The following is a 23,731-nucleotide window of genomic DNA, read 5'->3' on the forward strand; positions in this document are numbered from 1 at the left end:
CTCGTCGCGGCATTGAAACGGAAGATGTGAAAATCCGAGCTGGCAGTGTCCCACAGGTTCCCCCACCAAACCCCGTCATTGAACCACAACGCACTAATTGCCCGCTTCGTACCTGTCGGCGTCCCCGTCCCCGAATGCGACGGACCCTGAACCCCAACATCGCCCGCAGCAGCCGACGCTGCAACCGGCACCACAACAGCACTCAGCGCGAGCAGCAGCGCTGTCAGCAGTGCTGCCGGGAGTGCAGCGAGCCGCGGGTTCCGCGACGCGCGTGAACGCAGGCCAGCCGAGCGGCCACCTCCGCGGTGTAGGCCAAGCCAGGACCGTCCCACCGCATACGCATTATGGTTGCTCATGTTTCATCCTTCTGACATTCAATCTGTGAAATTTTGACGGTGCCGATCCACCGCCCCGCGGCCTGTCCAGCAAGTGACGGCTTTCCGTAGCCGGGACCAGCTCAGGTCCTGCGCGAGCCGCGGCCCGCGCAAGTCGCTGGCGGACGCGAAAGCCGAGATCGGATCCTGCACGGCCCAGCCCGAGGGGTTGCTCTTGCTGCTCTAGTCGCGCCCCCCGGTGGTCGGGTACGCGGCGCCAGAGCCGCTGGCTCCTGCATGCCGTGACCCGGGGCACCTATCTTGGAACTAATGCGGAATTCGGGCTCCTCGCAGCCCACAGATTTTAAGTATTTGGGGCCGAGCAATTGATTAAAGCCGCACCCGGCGGAGGACTTCACGCCGAAAGCACATGTTAGCGCCGATTACTTTCCTGGCTTCGGACGCCGCCTTGGGCAGACCGCTGCGGCTGCAGCCCACGATCCGGCCGAGCTCCCCACCGAATTGGGCCGGGCGGACATATTCCCGCGCCGGTTGAACGCGCCCGCCCACGGCCGTCACATCGTGGTCGTGAAGAAATCCCACCGGCCGTTCGAGCCATTCTGGTGCAGCTTCGGCGCCGTTCGGAACTTGTGTCGCCCGCCCCGGTGTTACGGGCTGCGGAAAGTCCTTTGGGGCCCCCAATCTTTCCCAGTGTCACGTTATCCACCGAGGGACGACGCGCATGCGGGACCTCACTATGGTCGTCACAACAATGACCTCTTGGGGGACCGGCCTTTGGGCTTGAACTGAGTGAATCTTACTGACGCTCTCGGCGACGAGAAGCGCCAGTTCGGAGAAGCAAATTGAAAGCTGGGTGAGATTAGACAAATGCATCACCACTTCATGACAATTACGGAATTTCAGACACTGCCCCGCTTACGGAAGCGAGTACTAGGGGTTGTGGGGCCATAGTCGGGTTTATGGCCCCTGCTCTCTAAGCCATCCCCGTGCCGTTGAGACTATGGTCGGCTCGAATTGGTGTCACGAGTAGGCCATACTTGCTTTTCCCACTAGGTCCACTCGGTAAGTACTGGGCTGCTGCGGTGATTTCGGACAGCGGAATTAGTGGATTCTTCTACGCTGCCAGGGCTGGCTGTTAATAACCATAGTGGACTTCGTTGGGCCGCCGGTAACCGAGCGCGGAGTGACGGCGCCGGTTGTTGTAAAACCCCTCGATGTAGCGAATGACGTCGCTCCGGGCTTGTGATTTGGTCGCGCAAACGGTCCGATACACACGTTCGTTTTTCAGGGCGGAGAAGAACGATTCGGCCATGCTGTTGTCCCAAGATTATCCGGCTAATGTGCCCGGATGTCGGCGATTAGCCGGTTAGGGATTTAGCCTTCTCGGGAGGCCAGCTTCCGGAGTTGCTCTTCGTTGATTCCTGGAAGCCAAGTTATCGAAGTGCGCGGCTATCGCTGATCAGATGGACTGCCCTAGGCATCTGCAAGAGCTGGAGAGCCGCGTTCTGAAGAACCTTAAGGCAGCTGGGACGGGTTTGCCCGTGGTGCCCAATACCGAAGGAGCAGAAAGCGTGAGATTCGTTCTATGCCTGGCCGATAAAAGCGAGTGGGAGGTCGAAGACTTCAATGCTCTTGGACAACTTGAAGTAAATCGCCGGCGGTCCCATCTCGTATGCATCGCCTGCGGAGGCAAAGCTTTCTTTCGCAAGTCCGGACGCAACGCACTTCCCAGCTTCGGAGCCCGCCACGTAGCAGGCTGTAAAGTCGTCATCCCGAAGTGGAGCGCTTTCAGGTACCTCCAATAACCAAACCAAAAGCCGAAGATCACGCCAAGGACCTGTGAAACGCCGGATCTGTCATGGGACGGGAGTTTTCGCAGCTACTTCTACTCCCGTAATTAAGTCACCGATAACGGATCTTCCGTCGTAATGGACACCCGATGTGTTAGGCCGTGCTCCCGCGCAGAGGGTTATGGTCATGCGAGGTTCTATTCTTTCCGCCATGAGACGTACGAGGGAGGTGCAACACCATGGGGCTCGTTGATTCCCAGTCTTAGCAGTCGCCGTTGTCGTCGCTGAACTTCGGGATCGCGGCGCCGTGGTCAGTGAACGCGACGTGATCCTTTTGAAATTGAGCTGCTTGATGCTGGATCTGGTGTCCTGGCCGGAGCGGCTGCGGCGGATTCGGCGAACGCCGCTGAAAGTGCGAGCGATCCGCAACCGCCCCGCTTCCGGTAAGGAGTGATCGACGAGAGACCGCGGGTGAATCTTGCATGAGGTCCTCCTTCTTTCTGGGCAGCTTCGATGCTGCTGTAAGAGTGGGAGATGGCGTACTGCCCCCGGTTCAGGGAAAGAGGCTCCGGGTACCGTCAGAGATTTCGGCCATGGTCCATGCGTCGAAGGAGAGTACCTGTGCCGTGCCCTCGGCGGCAAGACTGACCTGTTCCCCGCCCAGGGTGGGGTATACGCGGGCGGTGAGCGCTATCCCGTTGGCAAAAATTTCGACGGCGGATCGGTCCAGGATGACACGCAGGTGCACCCGTCCTTCGGGCATGGGGACGGGTCCTGACTTGTCTTCCGCATCAACGGTTGTATCAAGGCTGCTTCGAGTGCGGTCCAAGCGGAGCGTGCCATTATTGCCGCCGTCGCCCGCCCTGTACAGCTCGATGACCGTTTCCTCGGCGGGGCTGCCGGAGGTGCCCCCGCCAGTGGAGCCCAGGACACCGAGTCGCAGCAGTGCGCCCGGTGCCAGTTGGAGGTCCAGTTCGAGGTCGAGTTGCTTGCCGGACAGGCCGATTTCCAGGGGCACCAGGGCGCCGGTCAGCACCTGTCCGGGCAGGCCGGCGTGGTCACGGCGCAGCTTTTTGATTTCTGGTACGGGTGCGAATCGGAGGGTCCCGTCGTCCGCCGCCGTGACGATTCGCGGCAGGCTCATGACCCCTGACCAGCCGGCCTCCACCATCGCGGCATCACTTCGGCCTTCCTGCATCCAGCCGAACATGACACGCCGGCCGGACTCATCCTGGAACGATTGCGGTGCGTAGAAGAAGCGGCCGCCGTGGTCGAGCCGGTGCAGGGCTGCGGGCTCGAACCTGTCCCCGGCGTACCGGCCGGTCCAGTACAGCGGGTGGCGGGTGTCGCCGTCGTTCCAGGCGGAGAAGACCAGCACATCCGGCGAGCCGTCAGAAGGTGCAGATCCCAGCGAACCCTGTCCCGCCCGGAATAGGTCCACGCATTCCCACATGGTCCCCGTCCAATCGGTGTCCGCTGGATCGCCATGCGAGGCATCGCCGATGAACAACGGCCCGATGTATTCCCACGACCGTAGATCCGGCGATTCGTACAAGAACGCCGTACCGCCGCGCTGGCGAATGCCTGAACCCACCAACTGCCGCCATTTGGTTCCTTCACGCCAGACGCAGTGATCGCGGTACGCAGTGGTGTCTACACCATCTGGCGGTGCTGCGATTACGGGATTTCCGGGGTCCTTGGTCCAGTTCAGGAGGTCCGGGGATCCTACGGCGACGCAGGGCAGCTCTTTGCCCTCGAACCTCCCCGAGTACACCAAGGTGGGCGTGCCGCGGTCGTTCACCAAGACCCCCGACCAGCAGCCCTCGGCGTCCGGTCCTGCGGACGGTTCCAATGCAATGGGCTGGTCCGTCCATGTGACGAGGTCCGTGCTGGTGGCGTGACCCCACTGGATGCGGTGGTGGAACGCACCCTCCGGGTTGTACTGGTAGAAGAGGTGGTAAGTGCCGTCCCATTGGCTGACGCCGTTGGGATCGTTGAGCCAACCGGCCGGTGACACGAAATGGAAGCGTGGCCGGAGGGGGTCGGCTTCGGCCCGGGCAACCAACTCGTCCTGTGGAACGGTTGCGAGCGGGTGGGTCAGTTCAGTCATGCGGAAGCCTCTTCTTGAGCGTTCGACGCCGGGCGGTTGGGTTGGGTTGGTTCTCCCGCCAGGGCATGGCCGGCGGCGCCAGCCCACGGCTGGTAGAGGTGGCAGCGCACCCAATGCCGGTTTTCGGGGTCTCCAACCAGATGGCGCACGGGTTCTTCGGCCGAACAAGCCTGGCTCGGGTCGCCCTCGAATGCGCACTTCATCGAAGCCATGACCGCCTGCCGCAGTTCGGCCCGACGGACGGGATCGTACGAGCCTGCCCGTGCGGGGTCCGGGACGGCCGAGACCAGCAGCTGCGTGTACGGGTGGGCCGGGTTGGCCAGGAGATCCAAGGACTCGCCCTCTTCAACGAGCTCTCCCGCGAACATGACCGCCGTCCGGTCCGCCAGGTATCGGGCCGAGGCGAGGTCGTGTGTGATGTAGAGCATGGAGATTCCCTGCTCATCGCGGAGCTTTCGCATCAGGTTCAGCACGCCGATTCGGACCGAAACATCCAGCATGGAGGTCGGTTCGTCGGCGAGGATGACCCGTGGTTCCACGGCCAGGGCCCGGGCAATCGCGATTCGCTGGCGCTGCCCGCCGGAGAGCTCGTGCGGGTAGGAGTTCAGCATGTCGGCCTGCAGGCCCACGGTGGTCATGAGCTCCTCAAGTCGCTGTTGCGTCTCTGTCTCGGAGCTGCCTCCCTTCCGGTGGATCGCTAGCGACCTCCGCAGGAAGTGCTCCACTCTATGGGCAGGATTCAGCGAGCCGAAGGGATCTTGGAAGACCATCTGCAGATGGGAGCGGAAGGCTCGCGATGCTTGGAAGCGGTCGCGCTTGAGGACGTCGACGCCGTCGATCAGGATCTCGCCGGAGCTCGGCTTTTCCAGCCGGGCAACGCAGCGGGCCAGGGTGCTTTTACCCGACCCAGACTCTCCCACGAGGGCCACGATTTCGCCGCGGCCAATGGTCAGGTCCACGCCCTGCAGGGCCCGGACAGAGTCCCGGGAGAACAAACCACCTATAGGGAAAGACTTTCCTAGTCCTCGGACCTCGAGGGCTGGAGCTTCGGTGTCAGTGGAGAGGCGCTGGGATGACTGTACAGCGTGGCTCATCGTGCGGCTCCTGCCAGGATTGCGGTGTCAGCCGCTGAAGCGTCGGCACCAACTGGTGCAACGTGGTGGCCGGGTGCCGCCTCGGTGAGGTCCGGGATGTTCCGGAACTTCACGCCGTCGGGAAGTCCGGTCAGCGGAACGCGCGGGCCGCTGAGCGGCGGGAACGCCCCCATCAGTGCCTGCGTGTAGGGGTGGCGGGGGTTGGCGTAGACGTCCTGTGCCTTGGCGGTTTCCACGATTCGGCCACCGTACATCACGGCCATGCGGTGCGAGAGCTCCACCATGAGGGACATGTCGTGGGTGATGAACAGGACAGAGAACCCGAGTTCGCGTTGGAGTTCCTTGATTTGGGCCATGATTTCCTGCTGCACCACCACGTCCAGCGCGGTGGTGGGCTCATCGAGGATCAACAGGGACGGCTTGAGCGCCACGGCCATGGCGATCACGGCCCGCTGCCGCATGCCGCCCGAGAGCTGGTGTGGGTAGGACTTCAGGCGCGAGGGGTCAATCCTCACGAGCTCCAGCAGTTCACCAGCGCGCCGCAGGGATTCCTTGCGGGAGTAACCCGCGTGGGTAGTGAAGACGTCCACGATCTGCTCGCCGATGGTCAACACCGGGTTGAGCGAGTTCATGGCTGACTGGAACACCATGGCCACGTCCTGCCACCGGAAGCGCCGCAGCTCCTCCGGGCTCATGGCCAGGACGTCCTTGCCGCCAAAGGAAATGCTGCCGCCGGCGATCTTCGCGGGATCCTTCAGGAGCCGCATGATCGAGTTGGCGATGGTGGACTTCCCACAGCCGGACTCGCCCGCCAGTCCGAACACCTCGCCGGTGCCGATGCTGAAGGAAACACGGTCGACGGCGGTGGTGGAGCGGGTGTCGCCGACATACTTGACGGTGAGGTTCTGGACGTCCAGGACGGGCTCGTGGGAGCCGAAGGAAACTTGGGAGACTGTCACTTGGCGGCGCTCCTTTCGATGGTTTTGGGGGTCTTGATCTTCCGCAGGCGGGGATTGGTGACCTCGTCCACGGCGTAGTTGATGAGGGCCAGGGCAAAGGCCACCAGGGCGATGCACACGCCCGACGGGACGAAGACCCACCAACTGCCGGTGAGCAGTGCGCCCTCGTTGCCGGCCCAGAAGAGGTTGTTGCCCCAGGAGACGGTGCTGACGTCACCCAGTCCAAGGAACTCCAGGCCTGCCTGGGCGCCGATGCCGTAGATCACGCAGGCCAGCAGGGTACCCATGACGATCGAGGCCATGTTCGGCAGGATCTCGCGGAACATGATCCGGCCCGCCCGTTCGCCGGACACCACCGCCGCGGCCACAAAGTCCTTTGAGCGGATGGACAGCGCCTGAGAGCGCAATACACGTGCCGACCCAGCCCAGCCTGTGACCACGAGGACCAGGATCACGGTTCCCAAACCCGGCGGCAGGAACGCGGCCAGGATGACAAGGAGCGGCAGCCCGGGAAGGAGCAGGAAGACGTTGGTCACCAGGGACAGTGCTTCGTCAATGAACTTGCCAAAGTACGCCGAGGCCAGGCCCACCAAAATGCCGATGAACGTAGATGCGAAGCCCACAGTCAACCCGACGAACAGGGAACTGCGGGAGCCGTGGACAGTCAGGGCAAGCACGTCCTGACCTTTGGCCGTGGTGCCGAGCCAGTGCTCGGGAGACGGTTCCAGCGAGGCCATCGCGGTGATCCGCGACGGGTCTCCGGGGAACAGCACGGGGGCCAGCAACGCAAGCGCGATGAACACGAGCATCACGATCATGCCCACCAGGGCTTTCTTGTTGGTGATAAGTCCGTGGACGAAACTGCGGTTGGGCTTGCGGGCAGCTATGGGCTGAGTAGGCTGCTTCAGAATTGCGGTTGTCATGATGGGTCCCTCAGTTGCTGCGCACGCGCGGGTCGAGGCGGACGTAGAGGATGTCCACCAGAAAGTTCGCCAGCAGCACGGCGGCGGTGATGGTCAGGAACAGGCCTTGCATGAGCGGGTAGTCGAGGCCTTGGACGGCGTTGAGGAGTTGGTAGCCGACGCCGGGATACGCGAACACCACCTCAGTGAGGAGAGCCCCGCCCACCACGAAGCCCAGCCCCATGCCGAAGCTCGTGACCGACGGGAGCATGGCGTTCCGGGCGGCGTAGCGGAGCATGATGCGGCCCGGCCGGAGACCCTTGGCCTCGGCCATGGTGATGTAATCCTCCGAGTTCGTGGCGATCATGGTGTTCCGCATGCTCAACATCCAACCGCCAATGGATACCAGCACGATCGTCAACGCCGGCAGGACGAGGTGCGCCCCGACGTCGCCGATGAACTCCCACGTGAAGGCGGGCTCCAAACCGGCCGTGAACGCGTGGCGGATGGGGAACCAGCCCAGCACCACGCCGAACAGGTACAGCGCGCCCATCGCGAGCCAGAAGTACGGGAACGAGCCGATGAATACGAGCAGCGGCGGAAGCGCGGAGTCGATCGCGCCGCCGCGCCGCCAGGCGGCCAGGATGCCCAGCAGGTTACCCGCGACGGCGGCAATCACCAGTGCGGTTCCACCGAGCAGGAGGGTCCAGCCGATCTGGGACGCAATGACCTCGGTGACCGGAGTGGGGAAACGTGAGATGGAGACGCCCATTTGCCCGGTGAAGATGTTGTGGAGATAGCCGATGTATTGCTCCCAGAGAGGCCGGTCGTCAACGCCGAGCAGCTTGCGCAGGGCCTCGATCTGTTCAGGCTGCATTCTGTCCTGGGAGCGGGCGAACATGCGGGAGACGGGGTCCCCGGGCATGAAGCGCGGGAGCAGGAAATTTAGGGTGATGGATGCCCAGAAGGCGATCAGGTAGAAACCCAGGCGGCGCAGGATGAAGCGCACGGTTTCCCTCCATTTCGGGAATTGCAGAAAAGTTTGGGGACACGCCCGGCGGGGTTGGTTGCCCGCCGGGCGTGCAGTGTGGGTGACCCGCTACGCTACTTGCGCGGTTCCAGCGTGGTCAGCACCAGCACCGTCGTAGGTGCACGGACCGAAAGGGTGGCATAAGGGTTGCCCTCGGTGGGCCAGCCGGTGAAGCGGGTGTCGTTGAAGGCGCCCCATTCCGGGCCGGAGAACAGAGGCACCAGCGGTGCGACGTCGTCGTATTGTTCCTGCAGCTTGTTGGCGATGTCCTTCTGCTTGGACTCCTCGGCCTCTGCAGCGAATTCCGCCAGCAGTGCGTCGGCTTTGGTGTCGCCGAAGCGGTGGTAGTTGTCGAACGTCTTGGTGCCTACGGGCTTGACGGTGGCCGTGCCCATGGAGGTATTGAAGTACTTGTGCGGGCTGGGGTCGTTGGCGCTCCAGACGATGCCGGAGTCGAAGTCGCCCGTCTCGTAGCCGGCAACCACGGCAGCCCAGTCCGGGGACTCCACCTTTGCTGTGACGCCGACTTCTGCCAGGTTCTGCGCGATCACGTTGGCCACGGACAGCCAGTCAGAAGAAGACGCGCCCACGGAGATCTTGAATTCGAAAGGCTTGCCATCCTTGAGCGTGCGTTTGCCGTCAGCACCTTTCGGGTAGCCCGCCTTGTCCAGCAGCTCACTGGCCTTCTGGACATCCAGCTTGGTCCAGGTGCAGTTTTCCTTGACCTCGTTGTTCTTCCAGGTCTCGTAGTTACCGGAGAGTCCGGTGCAGTCCGCAGGCTCGGCGTAGCCGCTCATGCCGATCTTGGTGACCTGCCCCCGGTCAACGGCCATGCTCAGGGCCTTGCGGACATCAACATCGTTGAAGGGGGCCTTGGTGGTGTTGAGCTGCCAGTTGATCATGGCGCCCGTGGCCGGGAACCAGTAGTGGCGGTGTTCCTTGTCCTTGGAAACGAACGTCTTTTCGATGTTCGGGATGTACTGCGGAGCCCAGTCCACGTCGCCGTTCGCGGCGGCGAGGTTGGCGCCGTCGTTTCCTGCAAAGGCGAGCATCTTGATACCGGCGATCTTCTGCTTTTCCGGTTGCCAGTAGTTGGGGTTCCTCTTCAGCACAAACGACTGGGCCTGGAAACTGTCAACCTCGGTGTAAGGGCCTGTGCCGACGGGCTTGGCATTGGCGTCCTTCTCCGGATCGGCGAGGGCGGACCAGATGTGCTTGGGCAAGATGGTGAGTTGTCCGACGTCGTGGAGGGCCGGGGACCAGGGCTTGTTGAAGTTGAAGGTAACTTTGTTGGTGCCTTCCGCGGCAACGGTGTCCAGATAGTCGTAACCACCCTTGATCTTCTTCTGGAGCTCGAATGTGTAAGCGACGTCCTCGGCCACGAACGGTTGGCCGTCGGACCACTTAACGCCATCGCGCAGGGTGAAGGTGATGGACTTGCCGTCGTCGGCGGCCTCCCATTCAGTGGCCAGCCACGGCACGGTGTCACCCTTGGCCGGGTTGAAGATCAGCAGCGACTCGTAGATGGACTGCTGGACCATCGGGTTGACGGTGGGTGCGAACGGGTTGAAGTTCTGCACAAACGTGCCCATGTCCTCACGCGGAATGGTGAGAAAGGCGCTGGCGTTCGCTGCGACGTCGGTGCCGGCAGGCTTGTTCACGGTGGCCGCGCAGCCGGTCAGCAGCAGTGCGCCCACCGCCAGCCCGGCCGCCGTTGTGCGGGCAGCCCTCAGGAATCGGGGTTGTGTCATGATGGATATCTCTTTCCTATCTTCATCAGCAAGGTGAAGGGGTGGGGGAGGGGTTGCTCTTCGCTATTGATTTCGCGGTCAGACCGAAGAGCGTTCTAGCAGCGGACAGCCGACTAATTGCTGGTCGGCAATTATCGGCTGTCCTGCTGTAAGAGCTGCGAGCGTCTGGACTCCCAGGGCGCCCATTTTTTCAAACGGCAACGCAACCGTGGTCAGCTTGGGCCTAAGGTAGGCCGCAATCAGTTCCTGGTTGTCGAATCCGATCACGGCGATGTCTCCGGGGATGGCCAGGCCCCGTTCTTTGATGGCGTCGTAAGCGCCCATCGCCATGCGGTCATTGAGGCAGAACAGCGCCGTTGGCCTGTCCTTTTCCGTGTAGCGGTCCAGGATTTCACAGGCGGCCTCGTACCCGCCGTCAGCCGTCGCATGTCCGGGAACCACGAGCTGCGGGTCCAGCTCGAGGCCGGCGTCGACAAGTGCTTCGCGGGCACCTGCCAAACGTCCGACTGCTGCCGGAATATCCGGGTCCAGGTTGATCACTCCGATCCGCCGGTGGCCGGCTTGGAGCAAACGTTCGACGGCGACGCGGCCGCCCGCTCGCTCGTCGGGGACAATCGAGGGCAGCCTTCCGTCTGCATCGAAGCAGTTGATCAGGACGGTGGGTACCTCGTTGGCGCTTTCGGGAACGTGAACGCCCCGGTGGTAAGTGGCTGCATAGAGAAGGCCTTCCACGCGTTGTTCTAGCAGCTTTTCAATTGCGGCATCTTCCATGCCCTGGTTGGGTCCTACGGCATCGGCCTGGTCGGAGGGCGCGATGAGCAGGAACCGACGGTCAAGCCAGGCCTGGTCCTGTGCACCTTTGATGATGTCGACGGCGAACGGTGCCGTCACGATCTCGGTGACAATCCCGTACCAATCACTGCGCTGGGATGCCAGCGCACGTGCCCCGGCATTCGGGCGGTAGCCCAAGACCTGAACAGCTTCGTTGATCCGGGCGCGGGTCTCCTCGGAGATGCTGGCATTTTCGCGGTTGCTCAGCACGAACGAGACCGCGGTCCGGGAAACGCCGGCGTGCTTGGCAACATCATTCATGGTGACACCCCGCTGCCGCGCAGCCCCGGCATGGTTCGAGGTGGTGGTCTTCGCCATTGAATGCTCCGGTGGGGGTCGGTAATGCTGCCAGGTAGGTAACGCGCGTTACTAGCGCATGTGATAGAGGTTACGCGCGTTACTGGATCTGTGTCAAGGGTCACTTTTGGCATGGCCACGGCGGACCCTCCGTCACGGTGGAAGCGATGGAGTCGTGAGCTGAAACCTTACGGTGGCATGGATCGGCGTTGTAATGTGACGGCGTGATCGTCCCCAATATCTCCCCGAACGCCGTGTCGGTCGCGGATCACTACGACGAGCTCGATCCGATTTATCGTCGGGTGTGGGGCGAGCATGTCCATCACGGGCTATGGGCGACGGGTCGCGAGACACCCGCCGAGGCCGTCGAGGCGCTAGTCAACACGGTCGGCGACCGTCTGCGCCTGATGCCCGGTGAGGCGTGCGTCGACATCGGCTGCGGCTATGGCTCCACCGCAAGGCAGCTCGGTGTGGCACGCGGGGTCCGCGTTACCGGCTTCACGCTTTCCGCTGAGCAGGCCCACTACGCCGCCGCGCATCCCGTTCCCGACGTGGACATCCATCTCCGCGACTGGCTCGTCAACGGTCTGACCGATGCCTCGGCCAATGCCGCATGGGCGATCGAGTCGAGCGAGCACATGGTCGACAAGCCCAGGTTCTTCGCCGAGGCGCATCGCGTGCTGTCGCCCGGCGGCCGCTTCGTCGTCTGCGCGTGGCTCGCCGAGACTGATGCTAGCCGTTGGAAGGTTCGCCACCTGCTCGAGCCGATCTGCCGCGAAGGGCGCCTGCCCTCGATGGGCACGCGCGAGGAGTATGAGGCGATGGCAATGGCGGCGGGCTTTGCGATCACTGGCTATGAGGATGTCAGCCGCCGCGTCGCGCCCACATGGCCGATCTGCGCCCGCCGACTTGTGAAGGCCTTGCTCGTCGATCGCGAGACCCGTCGCCTCGCCCTTGGCGCACGCAATCGCATCTTCGTTCTGAGCTTCCCCCGCCTGATCCTGGCCTACCGCACCGGTGCGATGCACTATGGGATATTCACGCTGGCGAAGGCGAGGGAGAACGGGGCGCCACGCGAACCCGGCAAATCAACGCAGCAGGAGCCAGCCTGATCGCCAGCACCACCAAAGTCCGCCCTAATCACCCTGCGGAACGACGGTTTGTTTAGGATCGACTCGCTGCGGGCGTTGATCAGCCTTGCGCCGATTTGATGTCCCTGGCCCAGGACGGAACCAGACCCCAGCGGGCCATCAATTCCGGCGATCCACGGTGTCCTCCTACAGGCGCTCACCCGGGTGCGGCAAGATGCGCTGCGCTGCGGTTGGACGATCCGCGGATCAGCTATTACAGACTTGCGGTATCGAATGCAGGCAGACAGACACGACGTCCGGGCAGGGGGGTGCACATCACCGCTGACCACCACCACCACCACCACCACCACCCCACTGTTTCATCCGCGAAAGCCCCTCCGCTGAGGGGCTTTCCTATGTGCCGCGAGTCCCGCGGCGGGGCGGCGTCTACACCGCCTGATCATGGGTCCCGGCTCCCACCGGCGGCCCCGGAGCCCCTCATCGAGCCGCCTGCCGTCAGCTGGCAGCAGCGGTCGGCTCGACTTCGTTTCCCAGCGCCGGACCTATGCTTGGGCTAAGGCTTATCCGTTCCGCCGAAGGAGAAATCGAATGTCTCGCATCATTTCGACCGGCTTGGCCAAGACCGGTCTCCTGCTCGGCTACAAGGTCGCCCGCGATACAGGCAACAGGCAGGCAGGCGGCGCCATTTTGGCAGCCTGCGGCGTGGCCGCCTTCGCGGTTTGGAAAAACGACGCCGGCGCGGCCCGGGCTGCCGCCCTCACGGGCACGTATATTACGGCCTTCGGCGCGTCCCACCCCCTGGCGAAGAAGATCGGCGCGTGGCCGGCAGTATTCACCGTCACCGGGGTCATGGCGCTGGCCTCGATGATCTTTGGCGGGCGCCGCAAGGAGTCCTAGTACAACAGGCGCGCTAGCTGTACCCAGCCAGCAGGTTGGTTACATCCAGGGCGTCGGTCCGCCCTTTGAGGGTCCCACAGCACACCGGGTATTCGTGCCCGTGCTGTGGGACTTAGCCAGTGGGCCGCTGGGTATCTTCGTCAACGTCTCGATAGGCAGAGGAGCACGCAAAGACGCTCTCTCAGCGACTGGGGGAGCACGAGAGGACGACTAGTGGTGCACTCTATACACATGGAAGATATTCACCACTCGGCAGATACTCATCGTTGGTAGACGCCAGGCAGGAACCGAACAATGAGAGTGGGACTGCGGCTACAGGGAACCAGCTGCCGGACCGTTGTACTGGACAGGCGGACAGTAGTTTCCGCCGCTCGGGAGGTGCACGCGGGCAGCTTGTCGGAAGCATTGGACTCATCCCTGTCCGGGCTCCGTCGGGAGTTCGGGCCAGGCATCACGGAGATCACTGCCGACGTCGGACGGGTCTTGGTGGAGCGGAAACTGGCCGACGTCGTCGCCATCCGTATTTCGCCCCGTCCCCCCGCGGACGAATTTCACATGACCGTGCTGCCAGCCCTTGTTCAGCCGGCAGTGACCCGGACCGTGCATGTCCGTGGGGGTCACGACCTGCGGGGTCGGCCTCTGGCCCGGTTGGATTTGGAGGCGTTCCTGGCCGATCTACCCGGCATCCTTGCCGGCGACGTGCGGAACGTGGCGATCACTGCCGTCGGTTCGACAGCGTCAAAGGACCATGAAACGCGCATAGCCGATGCCATCCTAAGCAACGACAGAGATATGCGGATCAGTATTTCCAATGACTTCTATTCCAGCGTTTTCCGGGACCGCGACTACACGGCCATCCTTAACAGCGCCCTGATGGAGACGGGGGAAGAGCTGGCTGCCATGCTTGAGGATGCAGGCCGGCGCCAGCTCCCGGCCACCCTCTTGTCGTTTGCAAAGAACGACGGCGGCCGCGCACCTCTGTCACGGCTGGCCTTGGCGCCTGTGCACGGGTTGCGCGCCGAGCCCGCGATGGGAATCCTTGGCGCGGCCACGTTGGCGGGAATCCCCGAGGGGGAAGTCATTCTCTGCATGGAGGCCGGGATCAGCGTGGGCCACACCCGTGGAGGCCTGCCTGTCACCAGAAGCCTCATTCGCCAAGGATTTGACGCAAGCCTCGCCAGTAATGCCGCCATTCTGGAGCCGTACACCGTCCACCATCCGGTGCGCGCCGACGTCCCCTCCGTGATTGCAGACCTCCGCGAGTGGCAGGAGAGTGCGCTGCCCTTCGGGCTGGTCCCCACTCTGCCGGCACTGCAGGACGCCGCGCTGGTAGGATCTGCCGTGGCCCCGCTGACGGCGTGGATCGACAGGCTCGAGACCGTCAGCGGCCGGGTTGACCTGCAACGCGTGCAGAACCTCGCCGAAGAGGACGCCCACTCAGCGGCGGTTCAGTTGGGCGCCAGCCCCGGGCAGACCCACATCATTGAATCGAACGTCTTTGCTATGCCCTACGGCAACCCCGGAATCGTTCGAATCCGGGTCCAGGCGGCAGGAGAAACGTCCGCCGACGAGGAACACGTGCTGCCCGCAGCCGCGCGGGGAATCAACCCATGAGCACCGTACTCACCACCGAGGACGTCCGGAACCTCAGAACAGGTGCCCACTTCCTGGCTTGCACCATCGACCCGACGGCCATCTACGTCTACGCAGAGATGATCCAGCGGGCGATGGAGGACCGGTCGTTGGAACTCATCACCGTCGACGAGCTTGCTCCCGACGATCTGGTGGTGGCGGTCGGAATGGTAACGCAGGGCCTTTTCATCGCCGACATGCCTCCCGTGGGCGATGAGTTCCTCGGCTGCATCAGTGCCGTCGAGGGCAGTCTCGGCCGGAGGGTGAGGGCGATCTATTCGCTCGCCGCTGCCAACATCAACGGAATCGTCCCCCTCATGGTTGGGCTTCAGTCCTCGCTGCCCGTCATCGATTCCGACCCCATGGGCCGCGTTTTCCCCTTGATCAGCCAGACAACTCTGAACATTGGAAACGTGGCGATCGGCCCTATCGCGCTCATGGGGGTAACCGGGGAACGGGCGGTGGTTGAGGTCGAAAGCCCGCAGCGGGCCGAGACGCTGGTGCGTGCATTGGTGACCGAACTCGGCGGCTGGGCAGCCACCGCCATGTATCCGTGTTCCGCGCAACAGCTGAGGGAGCATGGAGTTCATGGCTCCATCAGCCGGATGATCCGGATCGGGCAAATCCTCGACGCGAGCACCTCGGTTGATAGAAAGCTGTTGTTGCTCGCTGATCTCCTCGGCGCCACGCGCATCGCCCGGGCCCGCGTGAGCCACATCGAAAGCCTTTCCCGGCCCACCGACCTCGGCTTGCCGGCGCAGCCGTCCAGTGTAACGCTCGAAGACGAATCCACCGGACGCATCGTCCGTCTTGAAATCCAGAATGAGATCCTACTGGTCCTCGTGGATGGCGCGGTGACAGCAGCCGTCCCGGACATGGTGACGCTACTTAATTCCGAGCAGGGCACGGTGGTCAACCTCGAGGACGTCCAGGTGGGCGACGTCATCGACGTCGTGAAGTTCTCGGCAGCGGCGCAGTGGTATTCGGAGGCGGGGCTTGATCTTACCGAGCCCAAGGCTTTCGGCATTCCGATTGTGCACCCAAGGCGGCGACATGCGTAGAGCGAAAAATGAAACCCGGCTCGATGTCGCCGCGCTATTGGCGCACGGTTCCCTCCGTGGTGCCACGCCGCTATATCTCACTCCATCCAGCGGGTTGATAGAAAGTGTTGTTCTCGTCTCCCAGCTTGAGGCAATCCGGCAGGTGAGGCCCAATACTGTGGTGGTCCTCTCCTCAGAGATGGGATCAGGGGGTTGGCTGGTGTCCGCGGCGCTGCGCCATGCGTGGGAGCGGCGGGCCAGCGCCGTCGTCGTGGCCGGCAGCGTCTATGCAAGCGCGGCGGTGGGACTGGCAGAGCGGTTGGGTATCACGCTGCTGGCCACTGACGGGGAGCCTGCAGCGCTTGCCTTGGCGCTGGCGGCCGAGATCGGCGCTGCCCTGTCGGTGGTCGATGCGGAACTGGCCAGGGTCGCCCGGACAGTCGCAAAGGACACCACACTCGGTGATGTCCTCAAGACGATTTCCAGGGAACTGGACGCGGTCGGAGTTTCGCTGGAGTACGACGGCGTGGTTCTGGCCTCCGCCGGGCTGCCTCCACGGGAGACCGACGAAGTCATCACCGTGGAAGTCGGCGGGGCCAATAGTGTCGTCCGCGGTACCCTCACGGCCCGCGTGCCCACTTCCGGCGTCCACAACCTGCGGCTGGTGCGCTCAATCCTTGAGGTGGTCACCCCCGCGGTGAAGGCTGCCTGGTTGGCGGAGGAGGTACTTAGTACTGCCCGGGCCGTTCCCACAGCGGCGATCGCCGGGTTGGATCAGGACCCTGCCGCGTCGGGCGCGGAGTTCGAGGAAAAACACCGGCATCTGCTGACCCAGTTGGGCTGGCGCGAAGGGGAGCCGTACATGGCCGTGTGGTTCAGCAGCGGGCAGGTGCAAGACCATCGGCCCGAGCTGACGGCCGTGTTGCGCCTGCTCTGGCGCAAGGCCACAGTACGCAGCCCCTTGGCTGAGGTTCAAGGCGGTTGGCTGACGCTCGTACCGGCCGGGGATCAGGACGCCTCGACCCAGCTCGAAAGCCGAATCAGGACACGTCTGGGGCCAGCTCTTGCCGAGCTTGGCCTGGTGGCGGGACTGTCCCGATGGCAGGAGGATGCCCCGGCGCTGGCGTTGATCGTGCGTGAGGCGCGGCTGGCTGCACAATCCGCCCGGTCAACGGGGCCCGGCACGGTTCTAGGCTTCGCCAGCCTCGGGGTGGTCGCGGCCACGACCTTCGTCGACATGGACGCCGTCGCGCTCGTGGCAGAACTATCACTGCCGCGACTGATGACCTCCCCTGACCGCGACGTGATCATTACCGCAGTGGCCGCCTTCCTGGATCACCGCGGCTCAGTCAGCCTCGCTGCGAAATCCCTCAACCTGCACCGGAACACCCTGCAGGCCCGGCTTAACCGGGCACGGGATCTCGGTGTCCCGCTTGATATCCCCTCTGAGCTGCTGTCCGTCCACCTCATCATCAAAGTGCTGCAGCGATCTATGACAGGCAAAACGACTTCCGAAGACCCCCTCGAAAACCAGAAAGGACTCCCTGAGTTCCCAGTCTGATTCCTTCAATGATTGCGCCGAGGATTTCTGGCTTCGAACGCCGGGCACCAGCTCGGCGCCCGACCCTGGTCCGTGCCCGCCGGACTGTTCCACGGACACGGATCCAGGCGCGGCAGGGCTAACTTATTTCGACGACAATCTTCCCTGACTGTTCGTTCGACTCCATGTAGCGGTAGGCATCAAGCACTTGGTCGAAAGCAAAGACCCTGTCGACTCTGGGCCGCAGGGCCCCGGAGCTAATCCGCTCGAGGATGAAGTCGACACCTCGCCGCCGTTCATCAGCCCGACCGACGTGGTTGAACATTGAGTACGGGTGGAAAACCGATTGAGTTCTGCACATTGCCGCCATGGGGATAACGGGCTGCAAATCGCTCAGCGTTCCGTAGCCGAAAATGACGGAGTTGGGTGCGAGGTGATCGACGTAGGTGCCGAGGGACTCTCCTCCGACAGGATCGAAAGCGACCCGTACGCCTTTGCCATCGGTGGTGCGGTCGATGACCTCGCCGAGGTCATCGACCCCCACCAGGGCTACTGCGTTTGCGCCGGTCTCGAGGTGGAGCGATCGCTTCTTCTCTGACCGTGTCGTCGCGATAACCTTCGCCCCAAGTGCGCGTGCGATCTCGATGGCGCCAAGCCCGGCCGAACTGGCGGCGGCAGTGACGAGCACTGTGTCTTCGCATCCGAGATTGGCTGCCTCCGCGAAGGCGAAGTATGAAGTGAGATATTGCATCCAAACAGAGCAGGCCTGGGCATCCGAAAGTTGCGGTGGAGCAAGGGTTACGTAGTCTGCCGGGAGGACGGCTGTTGTTCCCTGCACGCCGTCGGTGGCGGTGAAGAAGGGAATGCTCGTGACGCGGTCGCCGATGGTGAAGGCGGTGACGTTCTCGCCGATCTCGGTGACGGTCCCCACTGCCTCGGACCCAATGCGCGAGGGGAACACCGGGACGGTGTAATGCTCCCCGTGGATGAACATCAGATCTGCCCGGTTGAGTGCGAATGCTGCGACGTTGATGCGGACATCGTTTTCCCCGACTTGACGTGGAGAATCAGCTTCGACGGCCAGCACTTCGGGGCCACCCAATTTGCGGAAGACAACCGCGGATTCCGGCCTGCTCATCGCTGGACCAGCGAGAGGTTGGGCTTGAGGGGGGACAGCAGTCCGATAGGGACATGGTAAGCGTGGGTCATCATGGGGTTGATACATAGGGTTCGTCTGGACATCGCCTTACCTCCGTTTATGCGTGGTGCTAAATGCCACGTTGGATTTTGAGTGGGTTAGCCGGCGCGGATGCCGCCGGGGTCATGGGAAGGATGCGGTTACCCGTCCCCGCATTGCTGGTGACCCGCAGAGAGTTCCCTCGCCTGCCTCGATTACGGGATGTCAAGGCAAGCGAGGCTACCGGGGTAACCTTCGGCCAAAGATGCCCTAGGGGTGGCGGGGCTCTGTGACGCAAGCAGTCGGCGTGACGAGCGGTGCAATGTATTTAGGAGGACACCGTGGTCATTGACACAATGTGCTTTGGCTCGAGAGCCGGGAAGAACCGTTGGCGTTCTTGGGCCGTGGGCCCGTCGTAGCCCAGGCGCTTGCTGTGCGTCCAACCGAACCGACGGACCGAGTCGACGAGCTGCTCGGCGTGTTTGAGCGGGGCCACGGTCGCATCGATCACGGGTACGCCAATTTCCTCTTGAACCGTTCGGAAGAACCCGAATTCGGCCGTGCAGCCGAGGATGATGACGTCTGCGCCGTCCTGCTCCACGGCTTTGCGGGCTTCGGTCATGATCCGCTCTTCAGTGAGTGCCGGGTCCTGCTGGAAGTCATCGACGCCCATCTCGAGCACACGCCATGAGGCAAGACGGTCCGACGCGCCGCAACGATGGACGTTCTCGGCCATCTCCGGAATCCACTTTCTCCGTCCGACAAGGATGGAGAATCGCTCGCCCAGACTTCCGGCGATGCTCAGCGCCGAGTGCGCCGGGCCTACAACCACCATGCGGTCGGTGATTTCGCGTGCCGCCCGCAGCGCCGGGTCGTAAAAACAACCGATGACGGTGGCGTCGTAGCCTTCTTCTTCCGCCCACCGCACGGTGCGCAACAGCTGCGGAAGCATGAGAGCCTCGAAAGCGTTGTATTCAACGTGGGAGGGGCCCTCCCCGTCAAGGGAAACGACATCAACTTCGGTGCCGGGACGGACTATCTGGCGGAAGGAATCCGCCATCGCTCGGTTGTACACATCGGTGTAGAGCGGGTTGATCCACAGGATCCGGGCGTTCTCCGAGAGATCGTCGAGATTGTCGGTGGGGGTGTTCATTCCAATTCACTTCCTTCGGTTTCGGGCAAGAACAGGCCGAGGATGACCGTGACAAACAAGAACGCATTGATAAACAGAATTGTCGATGTTGCTCCCGTGGCGGAGGCGAGGAGGAAACCGACGAGGCTCGGCGCGATAGTGTTCGCAACCCGCTGGCCGAAGATCCCGAGGCCGAAGCCCGAGCCACGCATGGCGGAGGGGTACAGCTCGCCCATCCACGTGTCCCAAACGCCCCAGGCTCCCATAGCAAAGAAGGCCAGGGAGAACATGCCGATATGCATCTCGGTTTCAGTTGAGGCTGTCGCGAAGAAGAAGCCGCCGCCGGCTGCCGCGAGAACGTAGCCGGTAAAGATCCATTTGCGGCCGAAACGTCCGGTCAGGTAGGAGGCTGTCATATAGCCGGGGATCATGAGGATCGCGCTCAGGGCGATGAAGGAAAGGCTTGATGAGGCGCTCAGTCCTCGTCCTTCAAGCAACGTTGGCATCCACGACTGAAGTCCCCAGTAGCCCCAAGAGAAGGTGAAGTTGATGAGGACTTGAATGACAGTGATCCGACCCATCTTGCCCCTGAAGAGGCTCCAGATGGTCTGCCTCTTGTCCACCGAGACCGTGAGAATGGTGCTCCGGGAAATGTTTTGTGCGCCCAGACGTTCGAGGACATCGTGCGCGTCTTCAATCCGGCCCCGCCTCGCAAGCCAGTACGGGGATTCCGGAACGACCTTGTACACAACGATGCCCCAAAGGCTGGCGAGTGCGCTAAAAGCAACGACCCAACGCCAACCGTGCCCTCCGATCAGGGCGGTAGTTCCGAGGGCGGCAAGGATGCCAATAGGCCACCCCGCAGCGAGATAGACCGAGGCCTTTCCGCGGACCTTGACCGGGAGGAGTTCTTCAAAGTACGGGAAGGTCACAGTGAAGACGCCGGAGAACAAAAGCCCGGAGAGGAAGCGGGCTATCGCGAGGGTCTCGAAGTTCGGCGCGAAGCAACTCAGGAGTGTGATGACGCCGTAGCCGGCGAAACTCCACGCGCACGTCGCTTTCCGGCCGATCCGGTCGGAGATGGGGCCCCATAGGAGAGATCCGGGGATCATGCCGAGGAAGAGTGCCGAGATGGCGATCCCCACCTGGGTCGCACCGACCTGCAGGCTGGTCGCCAGATCACCGGCGACGTAGGTGAGGATGAGCATTTCCCACGCTTCGATTGCGAAAGCGAAGAAGAGGACGGCACCGATTTTGACGTGAATGGACCCGAACGGCATGTCGCGGAACGCGTGCCCGACGGCCATGGAGCGAGGGGGGCTCGCCGTCCCGGGCGCTTGCCCTGAAATGAGTGGGTCGATACTGGACATGTCTTGACCTCCGATATTTTGGACAGGATAAGAAGTACACGCAGCGTTTCTGTGCACGGAGAACAGTCCGGATATCAAGGAATTCAAGGAATTCACCTCGGAGCAGCTCACCCAAGCCTCCACTCGGAGTAGCTCGTCCTAGCCTCCCGCCGAGTGATTGCACTCACACTACAAACGGCGAGCCCTCAGATAGTGTTCACTTTGCACTTTTTTGACTCGACCGCTTGGGCGTAAAGCACTGCTCGTCTACACGCGCACCCCTCTGCGCAGGTCAAGAAGACTCTGTTTTTTAGGGACATTGGGCAGGCTCTATCCGCCTTAGCTGCGGCTAGGCCGTTAGGACTGGCGCCAGGCGTCCAAAAGAAATCGCCAAGGGGGGCACCAGCCGCGGTTCGTTCCAGCACCTGTACCCGCCCGGCCAGAATGGCCCGTGCCAGTACAACCCACCCGGAAGAGTCTTCGTTGTCCCTGGGGAGGGACAGGCGCCAAATCAGTAAATTCCAAATCAGTAAAGTCACGCCGATGGCGCCTAGCCCCCGCCTCGACAGTTCTGGTGCCCGCACACACTGTTATGCACTCTGCCCGTCCGGCTGTAGCCGAATCATGCAGTATGCCCACCAACTTGGCCGGCCCCGTATGTACCGTGATCTTTCACACACGAAGTTCCATTCCAAGACCATGAGGAGATACACATGCCGAACTACAGGGTGTCGATGGATATCGGCGGAACCTTTACTGACATTGTGGCGTACGACCAGGCCGCCGGAACGTACACGGCTACGAAGGCGTCCACCACGCCGGGGAACCTGAGCGCCGGAGTCATCGCAGGCCTCGAATCGATAGTTGATGATCTATCGGACATCGATTTCCTGGTCCACGGCACCACCCAGGGCCTGAATGCGTTCCTAGAACGTCGTGGGGTTCCCGTGCTACTGCTGGCAACGGCCGGCATCGAAGATACTTATCACATCGCCCGCGGCCCCCGGCTTGAGCTCTACAATGCTCAGTACCGCAAGCCTGCCCCGCTGATCGAGCGCAAGGACGTCATCGGCGTCGGCGGCAGACTGGACAGTCAGGGCCAGGAACTCGCGCCTTTGGACGAACTGGCAGTCCGCCAAGCAGCGCGCCGGGCAGTGGAGGAGGGCTACGGCGCCGTCGCAGTTGCTTTCCTGTTCAGCTACAAGAACCCCTCGCACGAACTTAGGGCCCGCGAAATCCTGCTCGACGAACTCGGGGAAGAGTTCACCGTCTCCCTTTCTCACGAAGCAGCCAAGGAATGGCGCGAATACGAGCGCACGTCCTCCGCCGTCGTCGAGGCCTACACGGGGCCGGTCGTACGCAACTACCTCCTGGACTTGGAAGAGAAACTCGATGACCGGGGAGTGGAAGCCCCGCTGCACATTATGCAGTCCTCCGGCGGCGTGCTTACCGCCGAGTCGGCCCGTAAGCGTCCGCTGCAGACACTTCTTTCCGGCCCGGTCGGCGGTGCTATGGGCGATGTCGAACTGGCCGGTGTCTCGGGAAACCGCAACCTCATCGGCGTGGACATGGGCGGCACATCCTTTGACGTGTCCCTGGTGGTCGACGGCAAGCCGGACGTCTCCATGGAGGCCCACCTTGAGGGTCTGCCGATGCTGATGAGTGTCGTGAACATCCACACTGTCGGCGCTGGCGGCGGCTCCGTCGCGTGGCTCGAAGCCGGCGGCCTCCGGGTCGGGCCGCGTTCCGCGGGAGCCACCCCCGGACCGGCTTGCTACGGCCGCGGCGGGACGGAACCCACAGTCACTGATGCCAACCTGGTGCTCGGCCGTGTCGACCCCGACTGGTTCGCCGGCGGACAGGTCGCCTTGGATCGTGAAGCCGCGATCACAGCCCTGAAAACAGTTGGTGATCAGCTCGGCCTGGACCCCATCGCCATGGCCGAAGGCATCTGCGACGTCGCCAACTCCCAGATGGCCCAGGCGATCCGGACCATCACCATCTCCCGCGGCATCGAACCCCGCGACTTCGCCCTCGTGGCCTTTGGCGGTGCCGGCCCCATGCACGCCGTGTTCCTGGCCAAGGAACTCGGGATCCCGGAAACGGTCGTTCCCCGCTTCCCCGGCGCTTTCTCCGCCTGGGGCATGCTGCAGACGAACATCCGCAAGGACTTTTCCGAACCGTACTTCTACCTCGATGAAGACATCGACGTGGCCGACATGGCCGGCATCCTGCGCTCCATGGAAGTCGAAGGCCTGTCGTCCCTGGTCTCGGAAGGGGTCCCGGAGGAAAGCCGCGCCACCACGGCGTCTGTGGACGTCCGCTACCAGTCGCAGGAGTTCTCCCTGAACGTTCCGCTGACGTCCGCTGACGAACCCGAGTCTCCGGACTTCGTCGCCAACCTTGCTGTCCGTTTCTCCGCGATGTACCACGAGCGCTACGGCCACTCCAATCTTGGCGCCCCGATCGAAATCGTCACGCTGCGCACGCAGGCCGTCGGCGACCTGGGACGGCTGGAAGCTCCGAGTTACATCACCGCACAGGGCCCGGAGTTCAAGCACGAAATCCGCCGGGTGGTCTTTGACCACGTCGAACACGACACCACCGTGGTCCGCCGTGACGACCTCGGCGCCGGCCACACATTCGAAGGACCCGCCATCATCGTGGAGCAGACTGCCACCACCGTGGTGCCCCCCGGGTTCAACGTCAAGGTCGACGAGTTCGGCTCCCTGGTCATCCGCTCTGAAGACGTAGAAGGAAACTGAGGTACAAGA

At 62.9% G+C, this 23,731-nt stretch carries 16 protein-coding genes and 2 pseudogenes; 7 read left to right on the forward strand and 11 right to left on the reverse strand.

The annotated features are described in order from the left end of the window. Positions 1-1,470 precede the first annotated feature (1,470 nt). The 8 genes and pseudogenes from J2W14_RS20480 to J2W14_RS20515 all read right to left on the reverse strand — a co-directional run. A pseudogene (locus tag J2W14_RS20480) lies at positions 1,471-1,659 on the reverse strand (IS3 family transposase); the annotation flags it as partial. A 1,019-nt stretch (positions 1,660-2,678) separates the two neighbouring features. Continuing rightward, entirely contained in the window at positions 2,679-4,235 is a 1,557-nt protein-coding gene (locus J2W14_RS20485; RefSeq protein WP_307465977.1) for a glycoside hydrolase family 32 protein, read from the reverse strand. After that, entirely contained in the window at positions 4,232-5,329 is a 1,098-nt protein-coding gene (locus tag J2W14_RS20490) for an ATP-binding cassette domain-containing protein (RefSeq protein WP_307465979.1), read from the reverse strand. The genes J2W14_RS20485 and J2W14_RS20490 overlap by 4 nt, the downstream gene beginning before the upstream one ends. Next, positions 5,326-6,288 (reverse strand): ABC transporter ATP-binding protein, encoded by a 963-nt coding sequence (locus J2W14_RS20495; protein ID WP_307465980.1) that lies wholly within the window; start codon positions 6,286-6,288, stop codon positions 5,326-5,328. The genes J2W14_RS20490 and J2W14_RS20495 overlap by 4 nt, the downstream gene beginning before the upstream one ends. Continuing rightward, entirely contained in the window at positions 6,285-7,211 is a 927-nt protein-coding gene (locus J2W14_RS20500; protein WP_307465982.1) for an ABC transporter permease, read from the reverse strand. Before J2W14_RS20500 ends, J2W14_RS20495 begins: the two co-directional genes overlap by 4 nt. A 10-nt stretch (positions 7,212-7,221) precedes the next feature. Further along, positions 7,222-8,199 (reverse strand): ABC transporter permease, encoded by a 978-nt coding sequence (locus J2W14_RS20505; protein WP_307465984.1) that lies wholly within the window; start codon positions 8,197-8,199, stop codon positions 7,222-7,224. Positions 8,200-8,294: 95 nt separating this feature from the next. Continuing rightward, positions 8,295-9,971 (reverse strand): ABC transporter substrate-binding protein, encoded by a 1,677-nt coding sequence (locus J2W14_RS20510; protein WP_307465986.1) that lies wholly within the window; start codon positions 9,969-9,971, stop codon positions 8,295-8,297. Between the two features lie 78 nt (positions 9,972-10,049). Further along, a complete protein-coding gene (locus J2W14_RS20515; RefSeq protein WP_307465988.1) occupies positions 10,050-11,120 on the reverse strand; it encodes a LacI family DNA-binding transcriptional regulator in 1,071 nt (356 codons plus the stop codon). Between the two features lie 203 nt (positions 11,121-11,323). On the opposite strand from J2W14_RS20515, the gene J2W14_RS20520 reads away from it, so the two are divergent. The 6 genes and pseudogenes from J2W14_RS20520 (at position 11,324) to J2W14_RS20545 (ending at position 17,320) form a co-directional block, all read left to right on the forward strand. Then, complete coding sequence (locus J2W14_RS20520; RefSeq protein ID WP_307465991.1) at positions 11,324-12,211, forward strand: class I SAM-dependent methyltransferase; 888 nt, start codon at positions 11,324-11,326, stop codon at positions 12,209-12,211. Positions 12,212-12,778: 567 nt separating this feature from the next. After that, positions 12,779-13,087: a hypothetical protein gene (locus J2W14_RS20525; protein WP_307465993.1), complete on the forward strand. Its 309-nt coding sequence runs from the start codon at positions 12,779-12,781 to the stop codon at positions 13,085-13,087. Between the two features lie 294 nt (positions 13,088-13,381). Beyond that, a pseudogene (locus tag J2W14_RS20530) lies at positions 13,382-13,849 on the forward strand (hydantoinase/oxoprolinase N-terminal domain-containing protein); the annotation flags it as partial. 30 nt (positions 13,850-13,879) lie between these two features. Continuing rightward, positions 13,880-14,701, forward strand: a complete 822-nt coding sequence (locus J2W14_RS20535) for a hypothetical protein (RefSeq protein ID WP_307466064.1) — start codon at positions 13,880-13,882, stop codon at positions 14,699-14,701. Continuing rightward, positions 14,698-15,780 carry a DUF917 domain-containing protein gene (locus J2W14_RS20540; RefSeq protein ID WP_307465995.1) on the forward strand — a complete coding sequence of 361 codons (1,083 nt, stop codon included), beginning with the start codon at positions 14,698-14,700 and terminating at the stop codon, positions 15,778-15,780. The genes J2W14_RS20535 and J2W14_RS20540 overlap by 4 nt, the downstream gene beginning before the upstream one ends. After that, the gene (locus tag J2W14_RS20545) at positions 15,773-17,320 is read left to right on the forward strand and encodes a PucR family transcriptional regulator (protein ID WP_307465997.1); all 1,548 of its coding nucleotides are present in this window, start codon (positions 15,773-15,775) and stop codon (positions 17,318-17,320) included. The genes J2W14_RS20540 and J2W14_RS20545 overlap by 8 nt, the downstream gene beginning before the upstream one ends. A 118-nt stretch (positions 17,321-17,438) precedes the next feature. Here J2W14_RS20545 and J2W14_RS20550 read toward each other — a convergent pair whose 3' ends face one another. The 3 genes from J2W14_RS20550 to J2W14_RS20560 form a co-directional block, all read right to left on the reverse strand. Next, positions 17,439-18,437, reverse strand: a complete 999-nt coding sequence (locus J2W14_RS20550; protein ID WP_307465998.1) for a zinc-dependent alcohol dehydrogenase family protein — start codon at positions 18,435-18,437, stop codon at positions 17,439-17,441. A 367-nt stretch (positions 18,438-18,804) separates the two neighbouring features. Then, positions 18,805-19,629, reverse strand: a complete 825-nt coding sequence (locus J2W14_RS20555) for an aspartate/glutamate racemase family protein (RefSeq protein WP_307466000.1) — start codon at positions 19,627-19,629, stop codon at positions 18,805-18,807. Then, positions 19,626-20,978: an MFS transporter gene (locus J2W14_RS20560; protein ID WP_307466002.1), complete on the reverse strand. Its 1,353-nt coding sequence runs from the start codon at positions 20,976-20,978 to the stop codon at positions 19,626-19,628. Before J2W14_RS20560 ends, J2W14_RS20555 begins: the two co-directional genes overlap by 4 nt. Before the next feature lie 692 nt (positions 20,979-21,670). Between J2W14_RS20560 and J2W14_RS20565 the strand changes: the two genes are divergently transcribed. Then, positions 21,671-23,722 (forward strand): hydantoinase/oxoprolinase family protein, encoded by a 2,052-nt coding sequence (locus J2W14_RS20565; protein ID WP_307466004.1) that lies wholly within the window; start codon positions 21,671-21,673, stop codon positions 23,720-23,722. Positions 23,723-23,731: the final 9 nt, after the last annotated feature.

It is taken from the genome of Pseudarthrobacter oxydans (assembly GCF_030812335.1).
In the GTDB taxonomy this organism is placed as follows: domain Bacteria; phylum Actinomycetota; class Actinomycetes; order Actinomycetales; family Micrococcaceae; genus Arthrobacter; species Arthrobacter oxydans_B.